This is a genomic window from Gammaproteobacteria bacterium, assembly GCA_015709695.1.
Lineage (GTDB): Bacteria > Pseudomonadota > Gammaproteobacteria > Steroidobacterales.
On the sequence record CP054183.1, the window covers coordinates 322,051 to 341,858 of the forward strand.

Consider the following 19,808-nt stretch of genomic DNA (forward strand, 5'->3'; position numbering starts at 1 on the left):
CGGCCATCGGCCCGCCCGGTGAGGCAGCGCGGCCTCAGGGCGCCGCCGGATCCTCGATCAGCTCGAGCCACTCGCCGACCGCGCCCTCGATCACCGCCACGCGCCGCCCGCCGTAGGCCACGCCCTGCAGCGTCCGTGGTGGCGCCCGCAGCGTCACGCCGGCCTGCCGCAGCGCTTGTACGGCGGCCAGGCTTCGCACCAGGAAGCTGACCATGGACATGCCCGGCGGCAGCTGTCCGGGCTCGCGATGGCGCGGGCCGATGTGCTCCGGGAATTCGTCCAGCTCCAGCAGGAAGCGCCGTCCCGGGATGCGGGCCACCGCCGTGGGGAACACCGTCCCGGGCGGGGCCTGGCAGAGCATGGCGAGCGTGCCGTTGACGAAAGGCGTGCGCTCCATGATGCGGTGCCCCAGCACCCCCGCATAGAAGTCATGCATGTGCGCGGATGCCGGGCCACCCAGGGTGCAGATGAATGGCCGGTCCACAGGCGAGCGGGCCTGACGCAGGCCATAGCGGCTGCCGCCTGGAAGCAGCCGGGTGAAGTACAGCAATTCGCCGGACGGACCGATCACCTGCATGGCCCGCGGTGCGTTGGGACGCGGGTAGAGGTCGCCCGGGCCGCTGAGGCGCCGGAAAGCGCTGCCGGCGAAGCGCGTGGCGAGTGCATCGGGGTCCTGCACCAGCAGTTCGGTTGCCGTCCAGCCCCAGCTGGCCGGCGGGCCGTGGCCGCGCACCCCGGTTTCCACGAAGCGCAGGTAGCAGGTCTCGCCGCTGGCCGGCTGCATCAGCGCATAGCGCTGGCCGGCGGCAGCGGGTGCATCCCAGGCGGCGCAGGCATCGGCGCCGAGCGAGCCGCTCTCCACGACCGCGTAGTCCAGGTAGCGGCTCCAGTGGGCCACCGCGACGCCGATGTCCTCCACGCAGTGGGTGACGATGGCGATGCCACGCAGCAGCTTCGCGCCGCCGTCACCGGCGATGATGTCGCCCGCCGCCGTCGCGCCCGTCTGCATCAGCAGCCCTTCCATTCCAGCGGCTGCTCCTGCATGAGCGCCACCTGCTCGCGCAGTGCCAGGACGTGCTCGTCCCAGTAGCGGCGCGTGTTGAACCACGGGAAGGCGATCCTGAAGGCCGGGTCCTCCCAGCGCCGCGCGAGCCAGGCCGCGTAGTGCATGATGCGCAGCGTTCGCAGTGCCTCGACCAGGTGCAGCTCCAGCGGATCGAAGTCACGGAACTCGCTGTATCCCGACAGCAGGCGGGCGAGCTGCGGCGTCTGCTCCTCACGGCTGCCGGAGAGGAACATCCACAGGTCCTGCACCGCGGGTCCGCTCAGGGTGTCGTCGAGGTCGACGATGTGCACCTGCTCGCCCAGGACCAGCACGTTGCCCGGGTGGAAGTCGCCATGCAGCCGCAGAAAGCGGGGCGTGCCGGCGCGATGGAAACTGTGGCGCACGCCCTCGAAGGCGAGCTCGCAGACGCCGGCGTAGGTGTCGCGCAGCTCTTCCGGGATGAAGCCGCCGGCCAGCAGCATGTCGCGCGAGGCCCTGCCGTAGCTGTCCAGGCCGATCTGCATGCGATGCCGGAAGGCGCACCGCGCTCCCAGCCGGTGGATGCGCGCGACCAGGCGGCCGAGTTGCTCGAGCAGCGCCAGGTCATCGAGCTCCGGGGCGCGGCCGCCATGGCAGGGGTAGACCGCAAAGCGGAACTCGCCGCGCAGGTGCAGCGTGCGGCCGGCATGCGCCAGCGGCGGGACCACGGGGATGTCGGCATCGGCCAGCTCCCTGGCGAAGCCGTGCTCCTCGAGGATGGCGGCATCGCTCCAGCGGCCGGGCCGGTAGAACTTGGCCACCACGGCCGGTGCATTCTCCAGGCCAACGCGGTACACGCGGTTCTCGTAGCTGTTGAGCGCCAGCAGGCGCCCGTCGCAGTCCAGCTCCAGGCTTTCCACCGAGGCGATGATGTCGTCGGGTGTCAGGTCCTGGTAGGCGAGGGTTCCGTCGCGGACTTTGGCTGGGTTGCGCGCCATGGGGAGCGGGAGTCTATCAGTTGTTCCAGGAGCTCCTGAGCTTCGACCCGGCATCGTTCGCATGGTCCAGGCGGGCTGCCTGGTAGAGGATCCATTGCTGGCGGCGCTGCACATAGGCCGATGGCCTGGCAACGCTGAAGCGCACCGGGTTGGGCAGTACCGCGGCGAGCAAAGCGGCCTCCTCGCGGTTCAGGCGGGATGCCGGCTTGCCGAAGTAGCTGCGGCCGGCGGCGCCGACGCCGAAGACGGTGGGCCCGAACTGGGCCACATTGGCGTAGAGCTCCAGGATCCGTTCCTTCGGCAGCAGCAGCTCCAGCCAGGCCGTGAACCAGGCTTCGATGCCCTTGCGCAGCCAGCTGCGTCCCGGCCAGAGATAGAGGTTCTTGGCGAGCTGCTGGCTGATGGTGGAGCCACCCCGGGTACGGCGGCTGGTCTGGTTGTGGCGCAGCGCCTTGCCGATGGACTCGAGATCGAAGCCGTGGTGGTCGAAGAACTTCTGGTCTTCGGCGGCGATGAGGGCCTCGGGCACGCGCCGGCTGATGGCCTCGCGCGGTGTCCAGTCGTAGCGGATCGGGCCTGCCCCGGCGGGTTTCGTCACCCAGGTGATGATGATGAAGCTGGTCGTCAGCGGTGGCAGCCAGCGAAGCGGCAAGACCAGCAGCACGGTGCCGAGGACGATGGCGGCGGCGGCGCGGCGCGCGAACCAGCCCAGGCTGCGGCGCCTAGCCACGGGCAAGTTCGACTGACATGACCGGCCCCTGCGGCGATCCCCGCGGCGACGTTAGCCGAGCAGGACGCCGAATGCCAGCTGCGCGGTGATCAGGATGCGGTGATGCCGGAGCGGCTGCCGCTGCGGCTCGCCTGCTTGGCGCGATAGAGCGCCTGGTCGGCCAGCTCGATGAGGCTCTCGCCGCTCATGTGGCGGCCGGGCGCGCGCCACGCGGTCCCGGCGCTGATGCCGACCATCACCTGTCCGGACTTGGTCCTCAGGGGAAACTCGGCCATGCGCTGGCGGATGCGGTCGGTGATGCGCTCGACTTCCTCGCGGGATATGCGTTGCAGGATGACCAGGAACTCGTCACCGCCGTAGCGGCAGACCGAGTCGCCATCGCGCACGTTGCTCACCAGGGTGGCGGCAACCCGGCGCAGCACCTGGTCGCCGACCTGGTGGCCCGCGGTGTCGTTGATTTCCTTGAAGCGGTCGACGTCGAGCATGCAGACAGCGAGGCCGGAGTCCTCGCGCTCGGCCTGTTCCACTGCCAGCGCCAGCAGGTCTTCGGCGGCGCGCCGGTTCCAGACCCTGGTGAGCGCATCGATCATGGCGCTGCGCCGCGCGAGGTCCAGCTTGCCGATGATCTGCGCCTGGGCGTCGCAGAGTTCCGCAGTGAGGAATTCCCGCTGCGCGAGGTCGCCGAGGTCGCGCAGCGCCTGGACATCGGCCGGCGAAACCTGGCGCGGCGAAAGGTCATAGGCAGCCATGGTGCCGACGACGATGCCGCCACGGTCGCGGATGGGGAAACCGGCATAGAAGCGGAAGTGCGGTGCGCCCTGGACCAGCTGGTGCCGGGCGAACTCCGCGTCCAGCCGCGTGTCCTCGACGATGGTCAGTTCACCGCGCGCCAGCGTGCGGGCGCAGAAGCTCGCCGACAGCTCCAGCTCATGGATGTTCCAGCCCTGCACCGACTTGAACCAGAGCTTGCCCTGGTGGGCCAGGGCGATGGCGGCCACCTGAACGCCGAGTGCCTTCTGGGCAAGGCGGGTGAGACGGTCGAATCGCGCGTCGAGGGGCGTATAGAAGATCGCCAGCGAGTGGAGGTCCGCCAGTCGCAGGGTTTCCGTGTTGGCGAAGGGGCGCTCGAGCACAGCCGTGGGGCCTTCGGGAAGAGGGGGCGACGCCAGCGGCGGTATTGTAGTTGTGGGCACGGTCCGGGGCTGGGATGCCGGTCACGCTTCCCCGGCACCATGGCGCTCCGGCCGCATCGCCGGCCACCAGGCGAGCGGCTTCGGTTATTGCGGATGGCGGCCGCGCAGCCCGTCCGGGATCGTCAGCGGTTGTTGTTGCCGCCCTGCGCCAGCGCGCACCGATGACTGCCATCGAGATACTCAGGAATGAGCACCACGTCATTCTGGAGGCCATGGACCTCCTGGAGCACCAGGTGCACGACATCCGGCGCGGCGATCCGTTCGATGCCGGGTTCGCCCGCTGGGCCGTGGAGTTTGTCAGCGAGTTCATCGATGACGCCCATCACGCCAAGGAAGAAGGCGTGCTCTTCGGGCTGCTTGCCGGCCACGGCCTGGCGCAGGATTGCCCGCCGCTGGCGGACATGCTGGCGGATCACCGCAGGCACCGTGAACTGGCGGCGGACATGGAGCGCTCGTCCGCGCGGGGCGATGGCCTGGCGTTTGCGGGCGCCACGCTGAGCCTCGTCGAGCTGCTGCGCCGCCACGTCCTCACCGAGAACGAGCTGGTGTTCAACGTCGCCGAGCGCCTGCTGACGCCGGCCGACGACGCCGAGGCGGTGCGGGCTTTCGGCCGGGTGGTCCAGGAGCGGGACGGCGCCCTGGTCCGGCAGCGACACCTGGCCGCCATCGAATGCTGGCGTCGCGCCCTGGAGGGCAGCCTGCCACCCGGCGCCTGAGCCTCTGCGCAGGCGCCGGGCACGGACTCAGGCAGGCTGGCGGTCCACGCCCTCGATGGCATCCGCGGCCAGCACCGGGGCCGCAGCCTTCGGTTCCGCTGCGGCAGCGGCCAGTGCCCGCGGCACGGGCCGGGCATTCATCAGCGAGAGGTACAGCGCGGCGATGTAGGGCACCGACTGCACCATCAGCACCGCCACCCAGAGCTGGACCTCGATGTAGCCGATGCCGTACCGGCCAGCGACTGCAAGCGCGGCAATCCACAGGCCGAGCAGGATCAGCGACTCCTCGCGGGCCGCGAGGATGGCGCGCACCACGGCCGGCTTGTCCTCGGCCTTGGGGGTGCGGAAGAACGGCGCATTGGAGGTGTACATCCCCTTGAGCATGGCCCGGGCGATGCTGTGGGTCAGGGCGGTGGCCGCCGCCGCCGCTCCCAGACGCTGCCGCCAGCTGCTCGGCACGTGCAGCGTGTACAGCCACAGCGAGTGCACCATCTTGAAGGCGAACATGCCGATGCTGGGCACGAGGAACGCGGCGATGGGGAACTCGAAGGCCCGCGGCGCGGCGAGCAGGCCGACGGTCCAGAACAGCGCCATGACGGTGAACAGCAGCTGCAGCCCGTCGGCGAACCACGGCGCCCAGCCGGTCAGGAAGTGGAAGCGCTGGCCGGAGGTCAGCGGCCCCCGCGTCCAGGGCAGCAGGTTGCGCCAGTAGCGCTTGAGGATCTGCACGGCCCCGTAGGCCCAGCGGTAGCGCTGGCCCTTGTAGCCGGCGAAGGACTGGGCGGTGAGGCCACGGCCGAAAACGTGGTTCACGTACACCGAGCGGTAGCCGTTGGACATCAGCCGCAGGCCGAGCTCGGCATCCTCGCAGATGCACCATTCGGCCCAGCCGCCGAGTCCCGACAGCGCCGCCTTGCGGATCATCGTCATGGTGCCGTGCTGGATGATCGCATCCCGCTCGTTGCGATGGACCATGCCGATGTGGAAGAAGCCGCTGTACTCGAAGTTGCACAGTTCCTGGAAGCGGTCGCCTTGCCAGTCGCGGTGATCCTGCGGCGCCTGCACGAAACCGACCGAGGGATCGGCGAAGTAGGGGGCGAGCCTGGCCAGCCAGTCGCGCTCGACGATGTAGTCGGCATCGACCACGGCGACCACTTCAGCGTCGGGCGCCGTCTGCGTCAGGCCGAAATTGAGCGCGCCGGCCTTGAAGCCGGGCCACTTGCCGAGCGTGAAGAAGCGGAACCGCGGGCCGAGTTGCGCGCAGTGGGCCTGCACGGGCTTCCAGCTGGAGTCATCGCGGCTGTTGTTGTCGATCACCAGCACCTCGAAGTCCGGGTAGTCGAGGCGGGCGAGGCTTTCCAGGGTCTCGATGACGAGCTGCGGAGGCTCGTTGCAGATGGCGACGTGTATGGAGACCTTCGGCTGGTGGCTGCCTTCGCTGGCAGGCAGCGGCCGGAACTGCCGGCGCAGCTTCCGCGTCCAGGTCATCTCCGTGAGCTCGAGTCCGTTGACCAGCATCACCAGCACGATCAGCAGCTGGGCCGGCAGCAGCACGCTCCACATGAAGGTGGCGCCAGCACTCATGTACTCGGTGAACGGCACGAACGCCGCCCAGGTGACCAGCGAGGTGGCCGCCTGGATCAGGAAGGCGAAGAACAGCCGTCCCTGGCTGCGCAGGTGCTGCCAGCGTGCCACGAACCAGATCATCGGCAGCAGCGCCACCAGCACCGCGAAGGCAGCCTGTGCCGGCCACCAGCTGTTCTCGACCACCGGGCCGCTCATGGCGAACTTCGGGCTCCGGTCGGCATCCAGCAGGCCCCAGTAGGCGCCCACCGTGCCTTCGATGCCGCGCTTCCACGGCTGGTCGAAGGCCTCCATGATGAAGTAGTCCATGCCGCGGGTGTCGGCGGTGTTGAGGAAGCGGCGCAGGAACCGCGCCTGGTTGACCTGCGAGGCGACAGCCTGCTCGCGGCGGTTGCCGTGGCTGGGCCAGCCGACTTCGGCGATCAGGATCGGCTTGTCGGGAAACGCCTTGCGAAGCTGGTCGTAGCGCTCCACGGTGAATTTCAGCGCCTGGTCGGCCGGTATCCCTTCCCAGTACGGCAGGATGTGGGCGGCGATGAAGTCGACTTCCTTCGCCAGCTCCGGATGGCGGATCCAGACATGCCAGGGTTCCGCGGTGCTGATCGGTTGCCTGATCTGCTCGCGGACCCTGTGGAGGATGCGGGCGAGCTCGGCCGGCTTGAAGTCACCGCGCAGGATGCTCTCGTTGCCGACGATGACCCGCTCGATGTTCGACTGGTTGCGCGCATTGCGCACCAGGTTGCGCAACTCCCGTTCGTTGCGCTCGGTGCGGGTGTCGAGCCACGCGCCTGCGGTGACCTTCAGGCCGTACTTCTTCGCCAGCGCGGGAATCTGCTCCATGCCGTCCAGCGACGAGTAGGTACGCACGCGGGAGACGCGGCTGGCGACGACCTGCAAGTCGCGGTCGATCTCCTGGGTCGTCGGGAAGCGGTTGGCCAGCGGATCTTCCTTGGCCTGGTAGGGAGAGAACGACACGCCGCGAAGCACGCCATTCCAGGCAACCTCGTCCTGCGGCCGGTTGACCCAGGCCCAGATGCCGAGATTCATCAGGACTACGAAAGCAACTATCGGGACGGTCCGTCGTGGCATACAGCCATTCGCCTCTCTGCAGAGCCGATGGGGCATGTGTCGCCAGCGATCCGGCCGGGCGGCGCAGGGTTCGGCGCGGTCGCAGGCAGGCCGTCAGTGCCCCGGGGACACGGCCTGTGGGTTGTTCGCGGGTTCGGGATCGTTTCTTGCGCTGGTCAACTCGCCGCTGGTCCGGTTGCGCCGGACTTGCATGACCGCTTCTTGCCGGATTCAGGCCTCGTTGGGTGGCGCATTCTAAGGTTCCGCCCTGCAGGGGGGAAGGGGGGTACCCAACCTCGGCTGCCGGCCACCTGCTGCATCGCCGCCAAGGGGCAGCCGCAACCGGGCCGACATGCTAACCTTCGCGCTCGACCAGTCCTCGTCCGAGGCCGGAGCATCATGAGCGACAGACAAAACCGCGGCGTGGAGCCGCAAATGAGCAGTGACGACCTTTACCTGGAGGAGGTCTTCACCGATCGCCGGGTGGGGACCATCCAGCGGCTGTCCCCGGTGGATGCCATGGGGCGCCCCGATCCCGCACGGGCCGTCCTTTACGTCGGCCAGACCCAGATCCTGACGGCGGCCGGCGCGCTGCCGCTTTCCTTCGAGATCGAGGCGGGCAGCCTGCAGGAAGCCGCCGCGAAGTTCGGCGACGGGGCCAAGGTGGGCCTCCAGCAGACCATGGAGCGGCTCGAGGAAATGCGCCGCGAGGCTGCATCGTCGATCATCGTCCCCGAGGCCGGCGCAGCCGCCCAGCTCGGTGGCCTGGGCGGCGGACCGGGCGGCGGCAAGATCCGCATGCCTTGAAGGGCGGCCGCCCGCACCGGGCGGACCTGGTTCAGCGACGGAGGCGGAGGCAGCGCATGGCTTCGAGGTTTCCGGGGTGGATGCTGGTGCTGGCCGCGACGGCGACCATGCTGTCGGGCTGTGGCTACAACACCCTGCAATCCGGGGACGAGCAGGTCAGGGCGGCCTGGGCCGAGGTCCTCAACCAGTACCAGCGCCGTGCGGACCTGATCCCGAACCTGGTGCGCACGGTCGAGGGCTACGCCCAGCAGGAGCGTGAGGTCCTCAAGCAGGTCACCGAGGCGCGCTCACGCGTCGGTTCCCTGCAGGTCACGCCGGAGCTGATCAACGATCCCGCGGCCTTCGAGAAATTCCAGCAGGCGCAGGGTGAGCTCAGCGGAGCCCTGTCGCGGCTGCTGGTGGTGGCCGAGCAGTACCCGAACCTGAAATCCGACCAGAATTTCCGTGATCTCCAGGCCCAGCTCGAGGGCAGCGAGAACCGCATCGCCGTGGCCCGCAATCGCTACATCGCCGCGGTCCAGGCCTACAACACCACCGTGCGCCAGTTCCCCTCGAACCTCACGGCCATGGTATTCGGCTTCGCGGTGAAGCCGGGCTTCACCGTGCAGAACGAGGCGGAGATCTCCCGGCCGCCCGAGGTGAAGTTCCAGACCCAGTGAGCCGCCTGCTGCCGCTGTTCCTGGCCCTGCTGCTGGCCGCCGGCCCGGCGCTGGCCGAAGTGGCGGTGCCGCCGCTGCGCGCCCGGGTCACGGACCTCACCGGCACGCTGGATGCGGCCCAGGCTGCCGCACTCGAGCAGAAGCTTGCGGCCTTCGAGCAACGCAAGGGCGCGCAGGTGGCCGTGCTGCTGGTGCCGAGTACCCGGCCTGAAACCATCGAGCAGTATGCCATCCGCGTCGCCGAAGCCTGGAAGCTCGGCCGCAAGGGCGTGGATGACGGCGCGCTGCTGCTGGTCGCGAAGGATGACCGGACGCTGCGCATCGAGGTGGGCTACGGGCTCGAGGGCGTGCTGCCCGATGCCGTGGCGAACCGCATCATCGACGAGACCATCGTGCCGAGGTTTCGTGCCGGTGATTTCCCCGGCGGCATCGATGCCGGTGTCGGCCGGATGCTGGCGGTCATCGACGGCGAGCCGCTGCCGGAGCCGCAAGCCGCGCGTCCCGGCGGGAATTTCGATGCGCTGCTGTCGCTGCTGCCGGTGCTGTTCCTCTTCACGGTCACGATCGGCACGATGCTCAAGCGCATGCTGGGCCAGCTCGGTGGCGCGATGGCCACCGGGGTACTGGCCGGAGGCCTGGCCTGGTGGCTGGCCAGTGCCCTGGCGCTGTCGCTGCTGGCAGCCGTGGCCGCCTTCCTGCTGACGCTGGCATCACGGGCAGGTCCCGGCGGCTGGGCCAGTTCCGGGGGACGCGGCTGGGGCGGCGGGGGGTTCGGCAGCAGGGGTGGCGGCGGCTTCAGCGGCGGCGGTGGCGGTTTCGGTGGCGGGGGGTCCTCGGGACGCTGGTAGCTTGCGCATGCACCCTGCAATCGGTCACCTGCTCACGCCCCGCTGGTGGTTGCGCCGGCGGTTCCCGCCAGCGAGCCTGGTTGCGATCACGGCGGCCATCGGGGCCGCCGAGCGCCAGCATGGCGGCGAGATCCGCTTCGCCATCGAAACCTGCCTCGACCTGCGCAAGCTGCGTCACGCCGATGCCGGCCGGCGCCGTGCGCTGGAGCTGTTCTCGCAGCTGCGCGTCTGGGATACGGCGGACAACAACGGTGTGCTTGTTTATGTGCTGCTGGCCGGCCACGCCATCCACATCGTCGCCGACCGGGCATTCACCGGCAGGGTCACGGCCGATGAATGGTCGGCTGCCTGCCGCCTCATGGAGGCTGAATTCCGCGCAGGTCGCTTCGAGGCGGGTGCGGTCGCCGGCGTGGCCGCGGTGTCGGCGCTCATCGGCCGCCACTTCCCGCCCCGGGAAGGTGATCGCAACGAGCTGCCGGACGCGCCGGTCATCCTCGATTGACGCGGCCTGGTCCGCTGCGTCAGGAGCTGACCTGCCGCGTCACCTCCGCGGACTTAATCCGGACTCGTGGCGCAACCGTATCCGGCTTATGTCGCATGGTACGCGACCTGCTTGATCCCCACCGTGGCACGTGGAACAGGAAGGGCGAGGATCGTGAGCAAGGTGCGCGTGATTCGTGACCAGGACCCCACCGAGACCGGTGACGACTTCCTGCGCGTTTCCTGCCAGGGTGACGAAGCCACCGGCGTGTTTACCATCATAGAGCGTGTCGTGGGGCAGGCCGGTGGCGACGAGCGTACCGGCAGCTGGCGCTTTCGCCGGCTGTTCGGTGGCCTGCTGGGGAGCCACGATGCGGCCCTGACCCTGGCGGAGGCGTATGCACGCCACAAGGGTGTTCCCGTGGTCTACGCGGAGACGCGGAACCGCCAGGGCTAGTGCGTAGGGCCTCGTGCCGCCACGGGGCCGTGCGCGGCGACGAGGATGCCGTCCGCTGCCCAGCCGGCCAGTGCCCTGGCAGCAGCCTCTGCGGCGGCCCCGGCACCGGGTGCATCCAGCGCCTGCTCAAGGGTGGCGCCGCCTGCCAGCGCCTCCAGGCAGGCAAAATCGCCACGTGACAGCCGGTGCAGCTCGACTCCATCGCTGGCGCGGCGCACCAGCAGCCGTTCAGATTGTGCAGTGGCCGGGGCGACTGCCCGACTTCCCTGCTGATGGGCGCGCCAGGCATCGAAACAGGGAAAGCCCAGCGCAAGCAGGCGCGCCGACGGGTGCAACGCGAATCGCAGCTGGCCGCGGGACTCCGGCGGCACGACGGCGACGACCGCGGGATCGAAGCGCTGGTCGCCGTCGGCGGCGGTCATCGCCTCCTGGACCGCCCATTCCAGCCGCGCGAGGTCTGCCAGCCAGGCCTCGCCGGTTCCGGCCAGTGCGTCCGCCAGAAACGCGGGCAGGGCGCGGCCGGTCTCGAAGAGATTCCCGGACGGCGAGGGGTGCCGGCGCTGGTAGCTCCATGCCATGCGCCGGAAATCCGCCGTGCCGAGCTGTCCGGCCAGCGCCGGGAAGGCAGCTTCCAGCGCCACGGCGAAGTTCTCCCGCGCATTGACCCGATAGACGCCGATGCGCCGGACCAGATCGCCGCCCGGCAACAGGTGGCGGGCAAGCGTCACCGGTTCGGCCCGGCGCAGCATCACCGCCACGAAGTCCCGCTGCAGCTCACGCAACGCGGACATGAGCCCGTTCCATGAGCTGGTCGGCGAGCCGGGCCTCGGCGAGGAGTTCCGGCAGCGGGGGCAGCCTGGCGTCGCGCTCGAGAAGAACGGGACGCCTGCCGATGCGCGTCAGCGCAGCCCCGAGCAGCTGCCAGACAGCGGCTGTCACTGGCGCATCGTGCGTGTCGACCAGCAGGGTCTCGCCCTCGGCTTCCACCACGCTGTGCCCGGCGATGTGGAACTCGGCCACCAGCTCCGGCGGGATCGCCTCGAGGTAGACCAGCGGGTCGAAGCCATGGTTGGCGGCGTTGACGAAAATGTTGTTGACGTCGAGGAGCAGCAGGCAGCCGGCGCGGCGTGCCAGCGCCACGAGGAATTCCCATTCCGTCATCTCGCTGCCGGCGAGCCGCAGGTAGCTCGACACGTTCTCCACCAGGATGCGGCGTCCGAGGGCGTCCTGGACCTGGCCGATCCGGGATACCAGGTGTGCCAGCGCCTCGTTGGTGCAGGGCATTGGCAGCAGGTCGTTGAGGAATGTGCCCTCCATCGAACCCCAGGCGACGTGTTCCGAGACCAGCGCGGGCTCCACGCGCCGGACCAGGCGCGCCAGCCTGCGCAGGTGCTCGGGGTCGAGCGGATCCGTGGAACCCAGGGAGAGGCCGACGCCGTGCAGGCTCAGGCCGTAGTCACGGCGTACCGCGTCGAGCACCTGCAGTTGCCGGCCGCCATCGGCGAAGAAGTTCTCGCTGTGGACTTCAACCCAGGGTATGGCCGGCCGTGTCGCCAGGAAGTCGGCGTGGTGCGCGGCACGCAGGCCGATCCCGGCGGTAGCCGGGATCGGCCGCGACCTGCCTTCGGCCGCTGGCACGGCGGCGGTGGTCAGGAACCCTGCTTGCCGGGCTCCGTGCTGCCGCCTGCGGCGGCGCATTCACCCTTGGCGACGTACTTCCATTCGCCGGGATCGTTGTCGTTCTTGGCCTGGCCCTGGCAGCCATGGGCCTTGGAGGCGCAGTCGTTCTGCCCGGCCTTGGCGATGCCGTAGCACTTTTCCTTGGCAGCACCGTCGGCGGCGACCGCGCCCGTGCTGACGGCGAGCGTACCCAGGGCGATCAGGCCGGTGACGGCGGTGGAGATCAGTTGGCCTTTGCGGGTCATGATGGCTCTCTCCTGTCGTGGATGGGGCGTGACGGGACCGGGATTCAGGGCTTGTCGCAATCGGTGCGCTTGAGCACGACGCGACGGTTGAGTGCGCGACCTTCCTTGGTCTTGTTGTCGGCGACGGGCTGGCTCTCGCCGGCACCCGAGGCGGTGAGGCGGCCGGTGGCGATGCCCTTGGCCTGGAGGTAGTCGGCCACGGCCTGGGCACGGCGCTCGGAGAGCTTCTGGTTGTAGGCCTCGGCGCCGGAGCTGTCGGTGTGGCCGACGACGCTGCCGGAGACGAACTTCAGCCGGGTGAGGGTCTCGGCGACCTCGTCGAGGGTCTTGCGGCCCTCGTCGGTGAGTTCGGCGGAATTGAGGGCGAACTGCACCTGGCGGGTGACGTCGCAGGAGCAGCCCTGCGGGCCGACACGGTCACCCTTCGGGGTATCCGGGCACTGGTCGGCGCTGTCGACGACACCGTCGCCGTCGCTGTCGGCCGGCGGCGGAGGAGGAGGCGGCGGCGGGGGTGGCGGCGGCGGGGCGGCCGCCGCGACCGGGGCGGGCGCCGGCCTGGCGCGGGTGCCGAGTGCCACCTGGAAACCGGCGTTGATCATCCAGTCGTTGAGGCTGTCGCTGGCATCCTCCCAGCGATACAGCGCCTCGGTGCGCAGCGCCACGCGCTCGCCCCACAGGTCCGTGAACAGGCCGACACCGCCCTGCGCCTGCAGGTTGTCCTGGTCACCGTTGGCGCCACCGGCGTCGTCGTTGACGAAGCCCAGGCCGGCGATCAGGTAGGGCGAGAAGCGCCCTGCGCGGTTGTAGACATTGAGGACGTTGACGATCAGTCCGGTCTGGTCGATGCTGGCGCTGCTGTGCTCGGCGTCGAGTGTCAGCCGTTGCACCGCGAGTTCCACGTTCCAGTGGTCCTCGAGCGCGAAGCCGGCGGCGAGCTGGCCGCCCTGAACACCGTCGTCGAGCTTGTCGCCGTTGATCCTGCCGTCCGGGTTGATGTAGGTCGCCATCGGCGTGATGTACGCCTGGCCGACCTCTTCCAGGGCATTCGCCGCCGGAACGCTCAGGCCGAGGGCAACGGCAGCGGTTGCCAGTGTCACTGTTCGCATGGGCATCCTCACTGTTTCTTCTGTATTGCGGAGCCGCCGCCGCGACCGCCGGGAGCGCTCCCGGTTGCCGGACACGCCGTGGGGCTGTCGCGGAGTCGCGCCGATTGTAGCCCGGGACATGCTGCAAGAACACGCCACTGCCGGCGCTGGCCCGCGTCTGCTATCGTCTGGGCCCTGACAGCGAAACGGGGGGAGGCGCCACGATCCACGCGTGAGGGGGTGGCCTTGCCCCGACCCGCCTGAAAGCGCACGCCATGCCGCAGCCACCCCATGTGTCCAAGCTGCCGATCCCCCCCGAGGCCGAGCTCGATGCGGACCTGCGCCGCTACTTCGACGTCTGCCGCGAACGCCTCGGCCTGCTGCCCAACGTGCTGTCGGCCCTCAGCCTGAAACCCGCACGGCTGCGCAACTTCATCAACTCCTACAACACGATCATGCTGGGCAAGGACTCGCGGCTGTCCGCGCTCGAGCGCGAGATGATCGCGGTGGTCGTCTCCAGCCACAACCGCTGCTATTACTGCCTGGTGGCGCATGGCCAGGCGGTGCGCGAGCTGTCGGGGGATCCGGAACTCGGCGAGATGCTGGTGATGAACTACCGCATTGCGCGCCTGCCGCCGCGCCACCGCGCCATGCTCGACTTCGCCTGGAAGCTCACGGCGTCGCCCGGCGAGGTGGGCGACGCGGACCGCGCCACCCTGCGCCGCGCCGGCTTCAGCAGCGGTGACATCTACGACCTCTGCGAGATCGTCGGCCTGTTCAATCTCTCCAACCGCATGGCCATGGGGCTCGACATGATGCCCAACCGCGAGTACCACGCCATGCACCGCCAGCCCGTCAGGCGCGCCCGCGGCAAGCCGCCTGCCGCGCGCAAGCCCCGCCAGGGCCGCCGGTGAACCAGCAGCAGCCATTGCCCACGGAGCACGGCCTGGTCTGGGCCATGATCCTCGACCGCAAGGGCGGCGGCAGCCGCATCGGCTGGGATGGCCTCGCCAGCTGGCGTCCGGAGCAGGGCCTGCTCTGGGCGCATTTCGACATCAGCGAGCCGGCGCCGGAACACTGGCTGGAGGAAAAGAGCGGGCTGGAGTTGCCGATCGCCGCGGCGCTCGTCGCCGAGGACACGCGACCGCGCAGCGCCCCCTCGCGCAATGGCCTGCTGGTCATCCTGCGTGGGGTGAACCTCAATCCCGGCGCCGAGCCGGACGACATGGTTTCGGTGCGTGTCTGGCTGGAGCGCGACCGCATCTTCACGGCGCGGCGCCGGCAGCTGCGCATCAGCGGCGAGATCAAGGCGGCCATCGAGAGCGGGGAGGGACCCGCCAGCCCGGGCGAATTCCTCTGCGTGCTGGTGGAAGGCCTCGTCGACCGCATCGGCGAGTCGGTGGACGAGCTCGATGAACACATCGACGCCCTGGAGGAGGCCGCCGGCGAGCACAACATCATGGAAGTGCGCAGCCAGCTCGCCGACATGCGGCGGCAGACCGCCCACCTGCGCCGCTTCCTCGCGCCCCAGCGAGATGCACTCGACCGGCTGGTGCGCCAGCCCGATGCCGTGCTTTCCGACGCCGACAACCTCGCCATCCGCGAGCAGGCCGATCGCGTGCAGCGATTCATCGAGGACCTCGACCTGATCCGCGAGCGTGGCATGGTCTCCCAGGAAGAGTTCGTCAGCCGCCTCGCTTTCCAGCAGAACCAGCGCATCCTGGTGCTGTCGGTGCTCTCGGCGGTGTTCCTGCCGCTGACGTTCCTCACCGGCCTGATGGGCATGAACGTCGGCGGCATCCCCGGTGCCGAAACCACGCTCGGCTTCATCGGCGCCTCGGCGCTGCTGGTGGCGCTGGGTGCGCTCATCGCCGTCTATTTCCGTCGCCGCAAGTGGTTCTGAACCCTCTGCGGCACCAGGAGGACAGTCCATGAAGCAACAACGCCGACAATTCCTCGGCAGCCTGGCTGGCGCTGCAGTGGCCGCGCCGCTGGGTCGCCTGGCCATGGCCGCGCCGGCGGATGCCCCGGGCCTGCCCGCCGGTGCCGTGGAATCGGGCATCCTCGCGGCCCTGCCGGGCAAGCAGCCGCTCATCAAGCGCAGCTTCCGCGCACCGAACTACGAGACGCCGCTTAGCCACCTCGACCGCCTCTACACGGCCAACGATGCCTTCTTCGTGCGCTACCACCTGTCTTACATTCCCCGCGTCGATGCGCGCAGCTGGCGCCTGCGCGTGGCCGGCGCGGCAGTGAAGTCGCCGCGCGAGTTCAGCCTCGACGACCTTCGCCGCGACTTCGAGCAGGTGGAGATCGCGGCGGTCGCGCAGTGTTCCGGCAACCGCCGCGGCCTGTACCTGCCGCATGTCCCGGGGATCCAGTGGAGCCATGGCGCCATGGGCAATGCGCGCTGGCGCGGCGTGCGCCTGCGCGACATCCTCGCCCGGGCCGGCGTGCGCCCCGATGCGGTGGAGGTGGCCTTCGACGGTGCCGATGCCGGCGTGCTGGCGGCGACGCCCGACCTCGTCAAGAGCCTGCCCGTGGACAAGGCGCTCGACGAGAACACCCTGGTGGCCTTCGCGATGAATGGCGAGCCGTTGCCGCACTGGAATGGCTTCCCGGCCAGGCTGGTGGTGCCCGGCTGGACCGCGACCTACTGGATCAAGCATCTCGACCGGATCGACGTGCTGGCCGCCGCCTTCGACGGCTACTGGATGAAGTCGGCCTATCGCCTGCCGCGGGATGCTTTCCCCGGGACGGCACCGTTCGCCTCCCAGGCCAACGAATCGACCACGCCGATCACCAGCATGGTGGTCAATTCGCTGGTGACCAACATGGAGAGCGGCCAGCGTGTGGCCGCGGGCGCAGCGGTGGCCATCCGCGGCATCGCCTGGGACGGTGGCCACGGCATACGCAAGATGGAGGTCGCCCACGGCGACGACGGGCCCTGGCTGCCGGCCGGACTCGGCGAGGACGCCGGGCGGTTTTCCTGGCGGCCATGGCATTACAGCTTCCGCCCGGAAGCGAAGGGGCGCCACCGCCTGCGGTTTCGCGCCACCAGTCACGCCGGCGAGGTGCAGGGCAGCCAGCTGGTGCCCAATCCCGCCGGCTACCACCACAACCTCATCCAGGTGCTCGACCTGGAGGTCGGCTGAGGGAGGATGCCATGAGGAATTCCGCCGCTGCCTGCCTGCTGGTCCTGCTGTGTTCCCTGCCGGCGCAGGCCGACGAGAGCCGGATCGAGCTGCGCGAAGGACCGGGCAAGGTGCTGGTGCAGGCCAACTGCATCACCTGCCACAGCCTGGACTACATCCCCATGAACTCGGTGTTCCTCGACCGCGCAGGGTGGCAGAAGGTCGTCGACAAGATGATCAATGTGATGGGCGCCCCGGTGCGGCCCGGGGATGTCGCGCCCATCGTCGATTACCTGAGCACCGCCTACGGCCGCCCGGCCGGCTGAGTCCTGCCTACCAGGGAATCTCGCTGCGGTCCTCGTAGGAGAGGAACTTGCCGTTGTCGGCGGGCGTGAGGCTGTCGATGATGCCGAGCATCTTCGTCACGCTTTCCGGTGCCTCGATCACGCCCGGCCGCTTGATGGCCCGCAGCTTCGGGTCGGTCACGGTGTTGACCTGCCCCGGCGAGAGCAGCACCAGGGTGACGCCCTTCTTCGGCGTCTCGAACGCCAGCGTGTACATGTACATGTCCAGCGCCGCCTTGCTGCCGCGGTACTCGTACATCATGGGCATCTTCGGGCTTTCGGCGAACGATCCGCCCTTGCTGGAGAGGACCACGATCTGCTTCTTCGTCGATGCCGCCACCTGGCCCATGAAGGCCTGGCACATCTTCAGGGGGCCGATGGCGTTGACCAGCAGGCTCTGGCGCGCGATGTCGAAGTCCACGCCGGCCAGCGGCTTGAAGGCCGATGGATAGCTGGGCGTGACGGCCGCGTTGAGCAGCAGGATATCGATGGGCTGGTCCCGGTAGCGGTTCGCCAGGGCGTCGATCGCCGCGAAGTCCAGGACGTCCAGCGGCTCGACCACCACGCCGGGGTGCGCCCGCGCCAGCTGCTGCAGCTCGCTGGCCTCTGCCGGCTTGCGGGCGGTGGCGATGACGTTCCAGCCGCGGGCGGCGATCTGGCGCACGTACTCCAGGCCGATGCCGCGACTGGCTCCGGTGACGAGCACTGTCGGTTTGCCGGCCTCGAGGCCGGAAGCGGTGGAGCTGGCGGCCAGCGTCGCGAAGGCCAGGGCAGCGCCGAACAGGTTCCTGATCATGGCAATGACTCTCCCGTTGTCACCCGGCAGGGATGACCGGGACCCGGGCGATCTTAGGGACAGGCGCCGCCCCCCTCAACGCCGACGCTGTCGCTGTCCCCACCGTGGTGGCAGCTTGTCGCAGCCCGGGCACGGGGGCGGTGGCGCATGCGATAATTCCGCGCCAACAGCCGCCCGGAATCCAGACAGGGAGAAGAACATCATGAGTGCCGCCCATCGCTGGCTCGAACCCGAGAACTGGCCCAAGGTTCCCATGCCGCGCAAGGACCTCGAGGCCCGGATCGAACGCATCCTGACGCTTACCAACATCGCCTACCTCGGCACGCTCGGCAAGAACGGGCCGATCGTCAGTCCGCTGGAGTTCTATGCCGACGGCCTGGACGTCTACGTCTTCCCGCAGCCCAACAGCCCGAAGCTCAAGGCCATGCAGCGCGATCCGCGCATCTGCCTCGCGGTCGCCAACCCGATGGCCGGCTGGGCCTGCGCCATGGGCTGCCAGTTGTTCGGCAACGCCGAATTGCTCGATCCCGAGACCACGGACTGGAACCGCGGCATGGAAATCTTCAAGTGGCCGGCCTCGTCCTTCGAGATCGGCCGTCTGTCGAAGGAACCGCCCAAGGGCCAGCTGATGCGCCTGCGGCCGGAGCGCATCGTCTACACCGAGCACTTCCTGCGCCGCGACGGCTACGCGCCCCGGCAGATCTGGATGCGCAATCCCTGAGCCGCGGTCATCCCTGAAGCCGGGCCGCGCTCAGTGGCCCGGCCTGGCGGCAATGCCCTTCACGCGGTTGGCCGCCGGGATGAACAGCAGCAGCGCCACCACGATGCACACTGCCGCCACGTAATTGGCGGCGACGTAGGTGCCTTCCGTGAGGAAGAACTTGGTGATCGTCGGACCGAGGAAGAACCCGCCGATCTGCGTCGTGGGGATCAGCAGGCTGATCTTGCCGGTGGTGTCGCTGGCCGCGACGGTGCCCATGAGGTAGGGCCCGGTGAGGTTCCAGAAGACCTGGAACGTGGCCGCAGTCATCGCGAACTGCAGCCATGGCATCTCGCCCCGGAGCAGGAGCACCATGACGAACTGCATCGTCAGGGCCACGCTAACCGGCAGCAGGCGGCCGAAGCGATCGCCCATGGCGGCAGCCGCCAGCGCACCGACCACGGCGATGCCGGTGGACAGGGCGAGTGCCTTGCCCACGTCCAACTTTGCCGCCGACATCGCGACCGCGTCGCATCCGGGGCAGGTGACTTCCACGCCGATGAGCTTGATGGACGCCCAGAGCGCGCCCAGACCCGTGCACCAGACCAGCATCACGGCCAGCGCGCCGAGCGCCGGCACCACGGAGCCGGCAGGCTGTGCTGCCGCGGCTTTGTGGCCGCTGGCGGCGGGCTGGGGAATCCAGGCGCTGGCCGGCAGCGCGATGATCGCCAGTCCCGCCATGGGCAGCGTGACCCCGGAGATGCCGGCGTCATGGGGCATGGGCAGGAAGCGGAAGAAGGCGACGCCGAGCAGCACCTGCGCCGCGATGACGAAGGCAAAGTTGCGGTCCTTCTGTGTGGTATGGCTGATGATCGCGACGCTCAGCGCGAAAGCGGTGCCCTCGCCGAGCACGCCGATGGCGAAGCGCAGGATGCCGAGCATGGTCGGGCTGGTTTCGTAGGCGGAGAGGATGTTGCCGCCGATGATCACCAGCAGGGATGCGACCGCCGCCAGCCGCCAGGGCAATCTCTGCATCCAGAAGAGCGCCAGCACCGGCCCCAGCGCCGTGCCGAGGGCCTCCAGCGCGGTGATGAAGAAGGCGTCCCCGGCCTGGAATCCCAGCCGGGTGATCATCACTTCGACGAGGATGGGCTGGCCCATGATCGCGAAGACACCACAGCAACCCAGCAGCATCGCCGCGATGACGGCGGCCGGTTTGTCGGCCATGTGAAATTTCCCCCCTGGCATGGCGACCGGGGCGAT

Annotated in this window: 22 protein-coding genes; 11 read left to right on the plus strand and 11 right to left on the minus strand. The window is 69.2% G+C overall.

The annotated features are described in order from the left end of the window. Positions 1–34 precede the first annotated feature (34 nt). From HRU81_01585 to HRU81_01600, 4 genes are all read right to left on the minus strand, one after another. Entirely contained in the window at positions 35–1,024 is a 990-nt protein-coding gene (locus HRU81_01585; GenBank protein QOJ30901.1) for a hypothetical protein, read from the minus strand. Beyond that, positions 1,009–2,022 carry a serine/threonine protein kinase gene (locus tag HRU81_01590; GenBank protein QOJ30902.1) on the minus strand — a complete coding sequence of 338 codons (1,014 nt, stop codon included), beginning with the start codon at positions 2,020–2,022 and terminating at the stop codon, positions 1,009–1,011. The genes HRU81_01585 and HRU81_01590 overlap by 16 nt, the downstream gene beginning before the upstream one ends. Before the next feature lie 16 nt (positions 2,023–2,038). Further along, positions 2,039–2,758, minus strand: a complete 720-nt coding sequence (gene mtgA / locus HRU81_01595) for a monofunctional biosynthetic peptidoglycan transglycosylase (protein ID QOJ30903.1) — start codon at positions 2,756–2,758, stop codon at positions 2,039–2,041. Between the two features lie 83 nt (positions 2,759–2,841). Continuing rightward, complete coding sequence (locus tag HRU81_01600; protein ID QOJ30904.1) at positions 2,842–3,885, minus strand: sensor domain-containing diguanylate cyclase; 1,044 nt, start codon at positions 3,883–3,885, stop codon at positions 2,842–2,844. Between the two features lie 221 nt (positions 3,886–4,106). Between HRU81_01600 and HRU81_01605 the strand changes: the two genes are divergently transcribed. Beyond that, positions 4,107–4,661: a hemerythrin domain-containing protein gene (locus HRU81_01605; GenBank protein QOJ30905.1), complete on the plus strand. Its 555-nt coding sequence runs from the start codon at positions 4,107–4,109 to the stop codon at positions 4,659–4,661. A 27-nt stretch (positions 4,662–4,688) separates the two neighbouring features. On the opposite strand, the gene HRU81_01610 is transcribed toward HRU81_01605, so the two are convergent. Beyond that, complete coding sequence (locus HRU81_01610; GenBank protein ID QOJ30906.1) at positions 4,689–7,334, minus strand: glycosyltransferase; 2,646 nt, start codon at positions 7,332–7,334, stop codon at positions 4,689–4,691. 378 nt (positions 7,335–7,712) lie between these two features. Here HRU81_01610 and HRU81_01615 point away from each other — a divergent pair, with 378 nt between their 5' ends. From HRU81_01615 to HRU81_01635, 5 genes are all read left to right on the plus strand, one after another. Beyond that, the gene (locus HRU81_01615; GenBank protein QOJ30907.1) at positions 7,713–8,120 is read left to right on the plus strand and encodes a hypothetical protein; all 408 of its coding nucleotides are present in this window, start codon (positions 7,713–7,715) and stop codon (positions 8,118–8,120) included. Between the two features lie 80 nt (positions 8,121–8,200). Then, positions 8,201–8,779 carry a LemA family protein gene (locus HRU81_01620; protein QOJ33236.1) on the plus strand — a complete coding sequence of 193 codons (579 nt, stop codon included), beginning with the start codon at positions 8,201–8,203 and terminating at the stop codon, positions 8,777–8,779. A gap of 50 nt (positions 8,780–8,829) precedes the next feature. Further along, complete coding sequence (locus HRU81_01625; protein QOJ33237.1) at positions 8,830–9,627, plus strand: YgcG family protein; 798 nt, start codon at positions 8,830–8,832, stop codon at positions 9,625–9,627. Positions 9,628–9,634: 7 nt separating this feature from the next. Next, positions 9,635–10,129: a TPM domain-containing protein gene (locus HRU81_01630; protein QOJ30908.1), complete on the plus strand. Its 495-nt coding sequence runs from the start codon at positions 9,635–9,637 to the stop codon at positions 10,127–10,129. Positions 10,130–10,282: 153 nt separating this feature from the next. Further along, a complete protein-coding gene (locus HRU81_01635) occupies positions 10,283–10,564 on the plus strand; it encodes a hypothetical protein (GenBank protein QOJ30909.1) in 282 nt (93 codons plus the stop codon). Here the strand turns inward: HRU81_01635 and HRU81_01640 are convergent. Genes HRU81_01640 through HRU81_01655 form a run of 4 tightly spaced genes read right to left on the minus strand, consistent with a single transcriptional unit; the run spans position 10,561 to position 13,595 of the window. Further along, complete coding sequence (locus HRU81_01640; protein ID QOJ30910.1) at positions 10,561–11,355, minus strand: putative DNA-binding domain-containing protein; 795 nt, start codon at positions 11,353–11,355, stop codon at positions 10,561–10,563. The two genes, HRU81_01635 and HRU81_01640, sit on opposite strands and share 4 nt — an antisense overlap. After that, positions 11,339–12,262 (minus strand): DUF692 domain-containing protein, encoded by a 924-nt coding sequence (locus HRU81_01645; GenBank protein ID QOJ30911.1) that lies wholly within the window; start codon positions 12,260–12,262, stop codon positions 11,339–11,341. The genes HRU81_01640 and HRU81_01645 overlap by 17 nt, the downstream gene beginning before the upstream one ends. Then, positions 12,214–12,489, minus strand: a complete 276-nt coding sequence (locus HRU81_01650; protein QOJ30912.1) for a DUF2282 domain-containing protein — start codon at positions 12,487–12,489, stop codon at positions 12,214–12,216. The genes HRU81_01645 and HRU81_01650 overlap by 49 nt, the downstream gene beginning before the upstream one ends. Before the next feature lie 44 nt (positions 12,490–12,533). Then, positions 12,534–13,595, minus strand: a complete 1,062-nt coding sequence (locus HRU81_01655; GenBank protein QOJ30913.1) for an OmpA family protein — start codon at positions 13,593–13,595, stop codon at positions 12,534–12,536. A gap of 254 nt (positions 13,596–13,849) precedes the next feature. Here HRU81_01655 and HRU81_01660 point away from each other — a divergent pair, with 254 nt between their 5' ends. Genes HRU81_01660 through HRU81_01675 form a run of 4 tightly spaced genes read left to right on the plus strand, consistent with a single transcriptional unit; the run spans position 13,850 to position 17,031 of the window. After that, positions 13,850–14,488 (plus strand): peroxidase-related enzyme, encoded by a 639-nt coding sequence (locus HRU81_01660; protein ID QOJ30914.1) that lies wholly within the window; start codon positions 13,850–13,852, stop codon positions 14,486–14,488. Continuing rightward, positions 14,485–15,477, plus strand: a complete 993-nt coding sequence (locus HRU81_01665; GenBank protein QOJ30915.1) for a zinc transporter ZntB — start codon at positions 14,485–14,487, stop codon at positions 15,475–15,477. The genes HRU81_01660 and HRU81_01665 overlap by 4 nt, the downstream gene beginning before the upstream one ends. A 28-nt stretch (positions 15,478–15,505) precedes the next feature. Then, the gene (locus tag HRU81_01670) at positions 15,506–16,726 is read left to right on the plus strand and encodes a molybdopterin-dependent oxidoreductase (GenBank protein ID QOJ30916.1); all 1,221 of its coding nucleotides are present in this window, start codon (positions 15,506–15,508) and stop codon (positions 16,724–16,726) included. Positions 16,727–16,737: 11 nt separating this feature from the next. Continuing rightward, positions 16,738–17,031, plus strand: a complete 294-nt coding sequence (locus HRU81_01675; GenBank protein QOJ30917.1) for a cytochrome c — start codon at positions 16,738–16,740, stop codon at positions 17,029–17,031. 7 nt (positions 17,032–17,038) lie between these two features. Here HRU81_01675 and HRU81_01680 read toward each other — a convergent pair whose 3' ends face one another. Further along, on the minus strand, positions 17,039–17,845 hold the full coding sequence (locus HRU81_01680) for an SDR family oxidoreductase (GenBank protein ID QOJ30918.1): 807 nt from the start codon (positions 17,843–17,845) through the stop codon (positions 17,039–17,041). A 202-nt stretch (positions 17,846–18,047) separates the two neighbouring features. Between HRU81_01680 and HRU81_01685 the strand changes: the two genes are divergently transcribed. Next, positions 18,048–18,566 (plus strand): pyridoxamine 5'-phosphate oxidase family protein, encoded by a 519-nt coding sequence (locus HRU81_01685; GenBank protein ID QOJ30919.1) that lies wholly within the window; start codon positions 18,048–18,050, stop codon positions 18,564–18,566. 30 nt (positions 18,567–18,596) lie between these two features. On the opposite strand, the gene HRU81_01690 is transcribed toward HRU81_01685, so the two are convergent. Then, positions 18,597–19,772, minus strand: a complete 1,176-nt coding sequence (locus HRU81_01690) for a hypothetical protein (GenBank protein ID QOJ30920.1) — start codon at positions 19,770–19,772, stop codon at positions 18,597–18,599. Positions 19,773–19,808 lie beyond the last annotated feature (36 nt).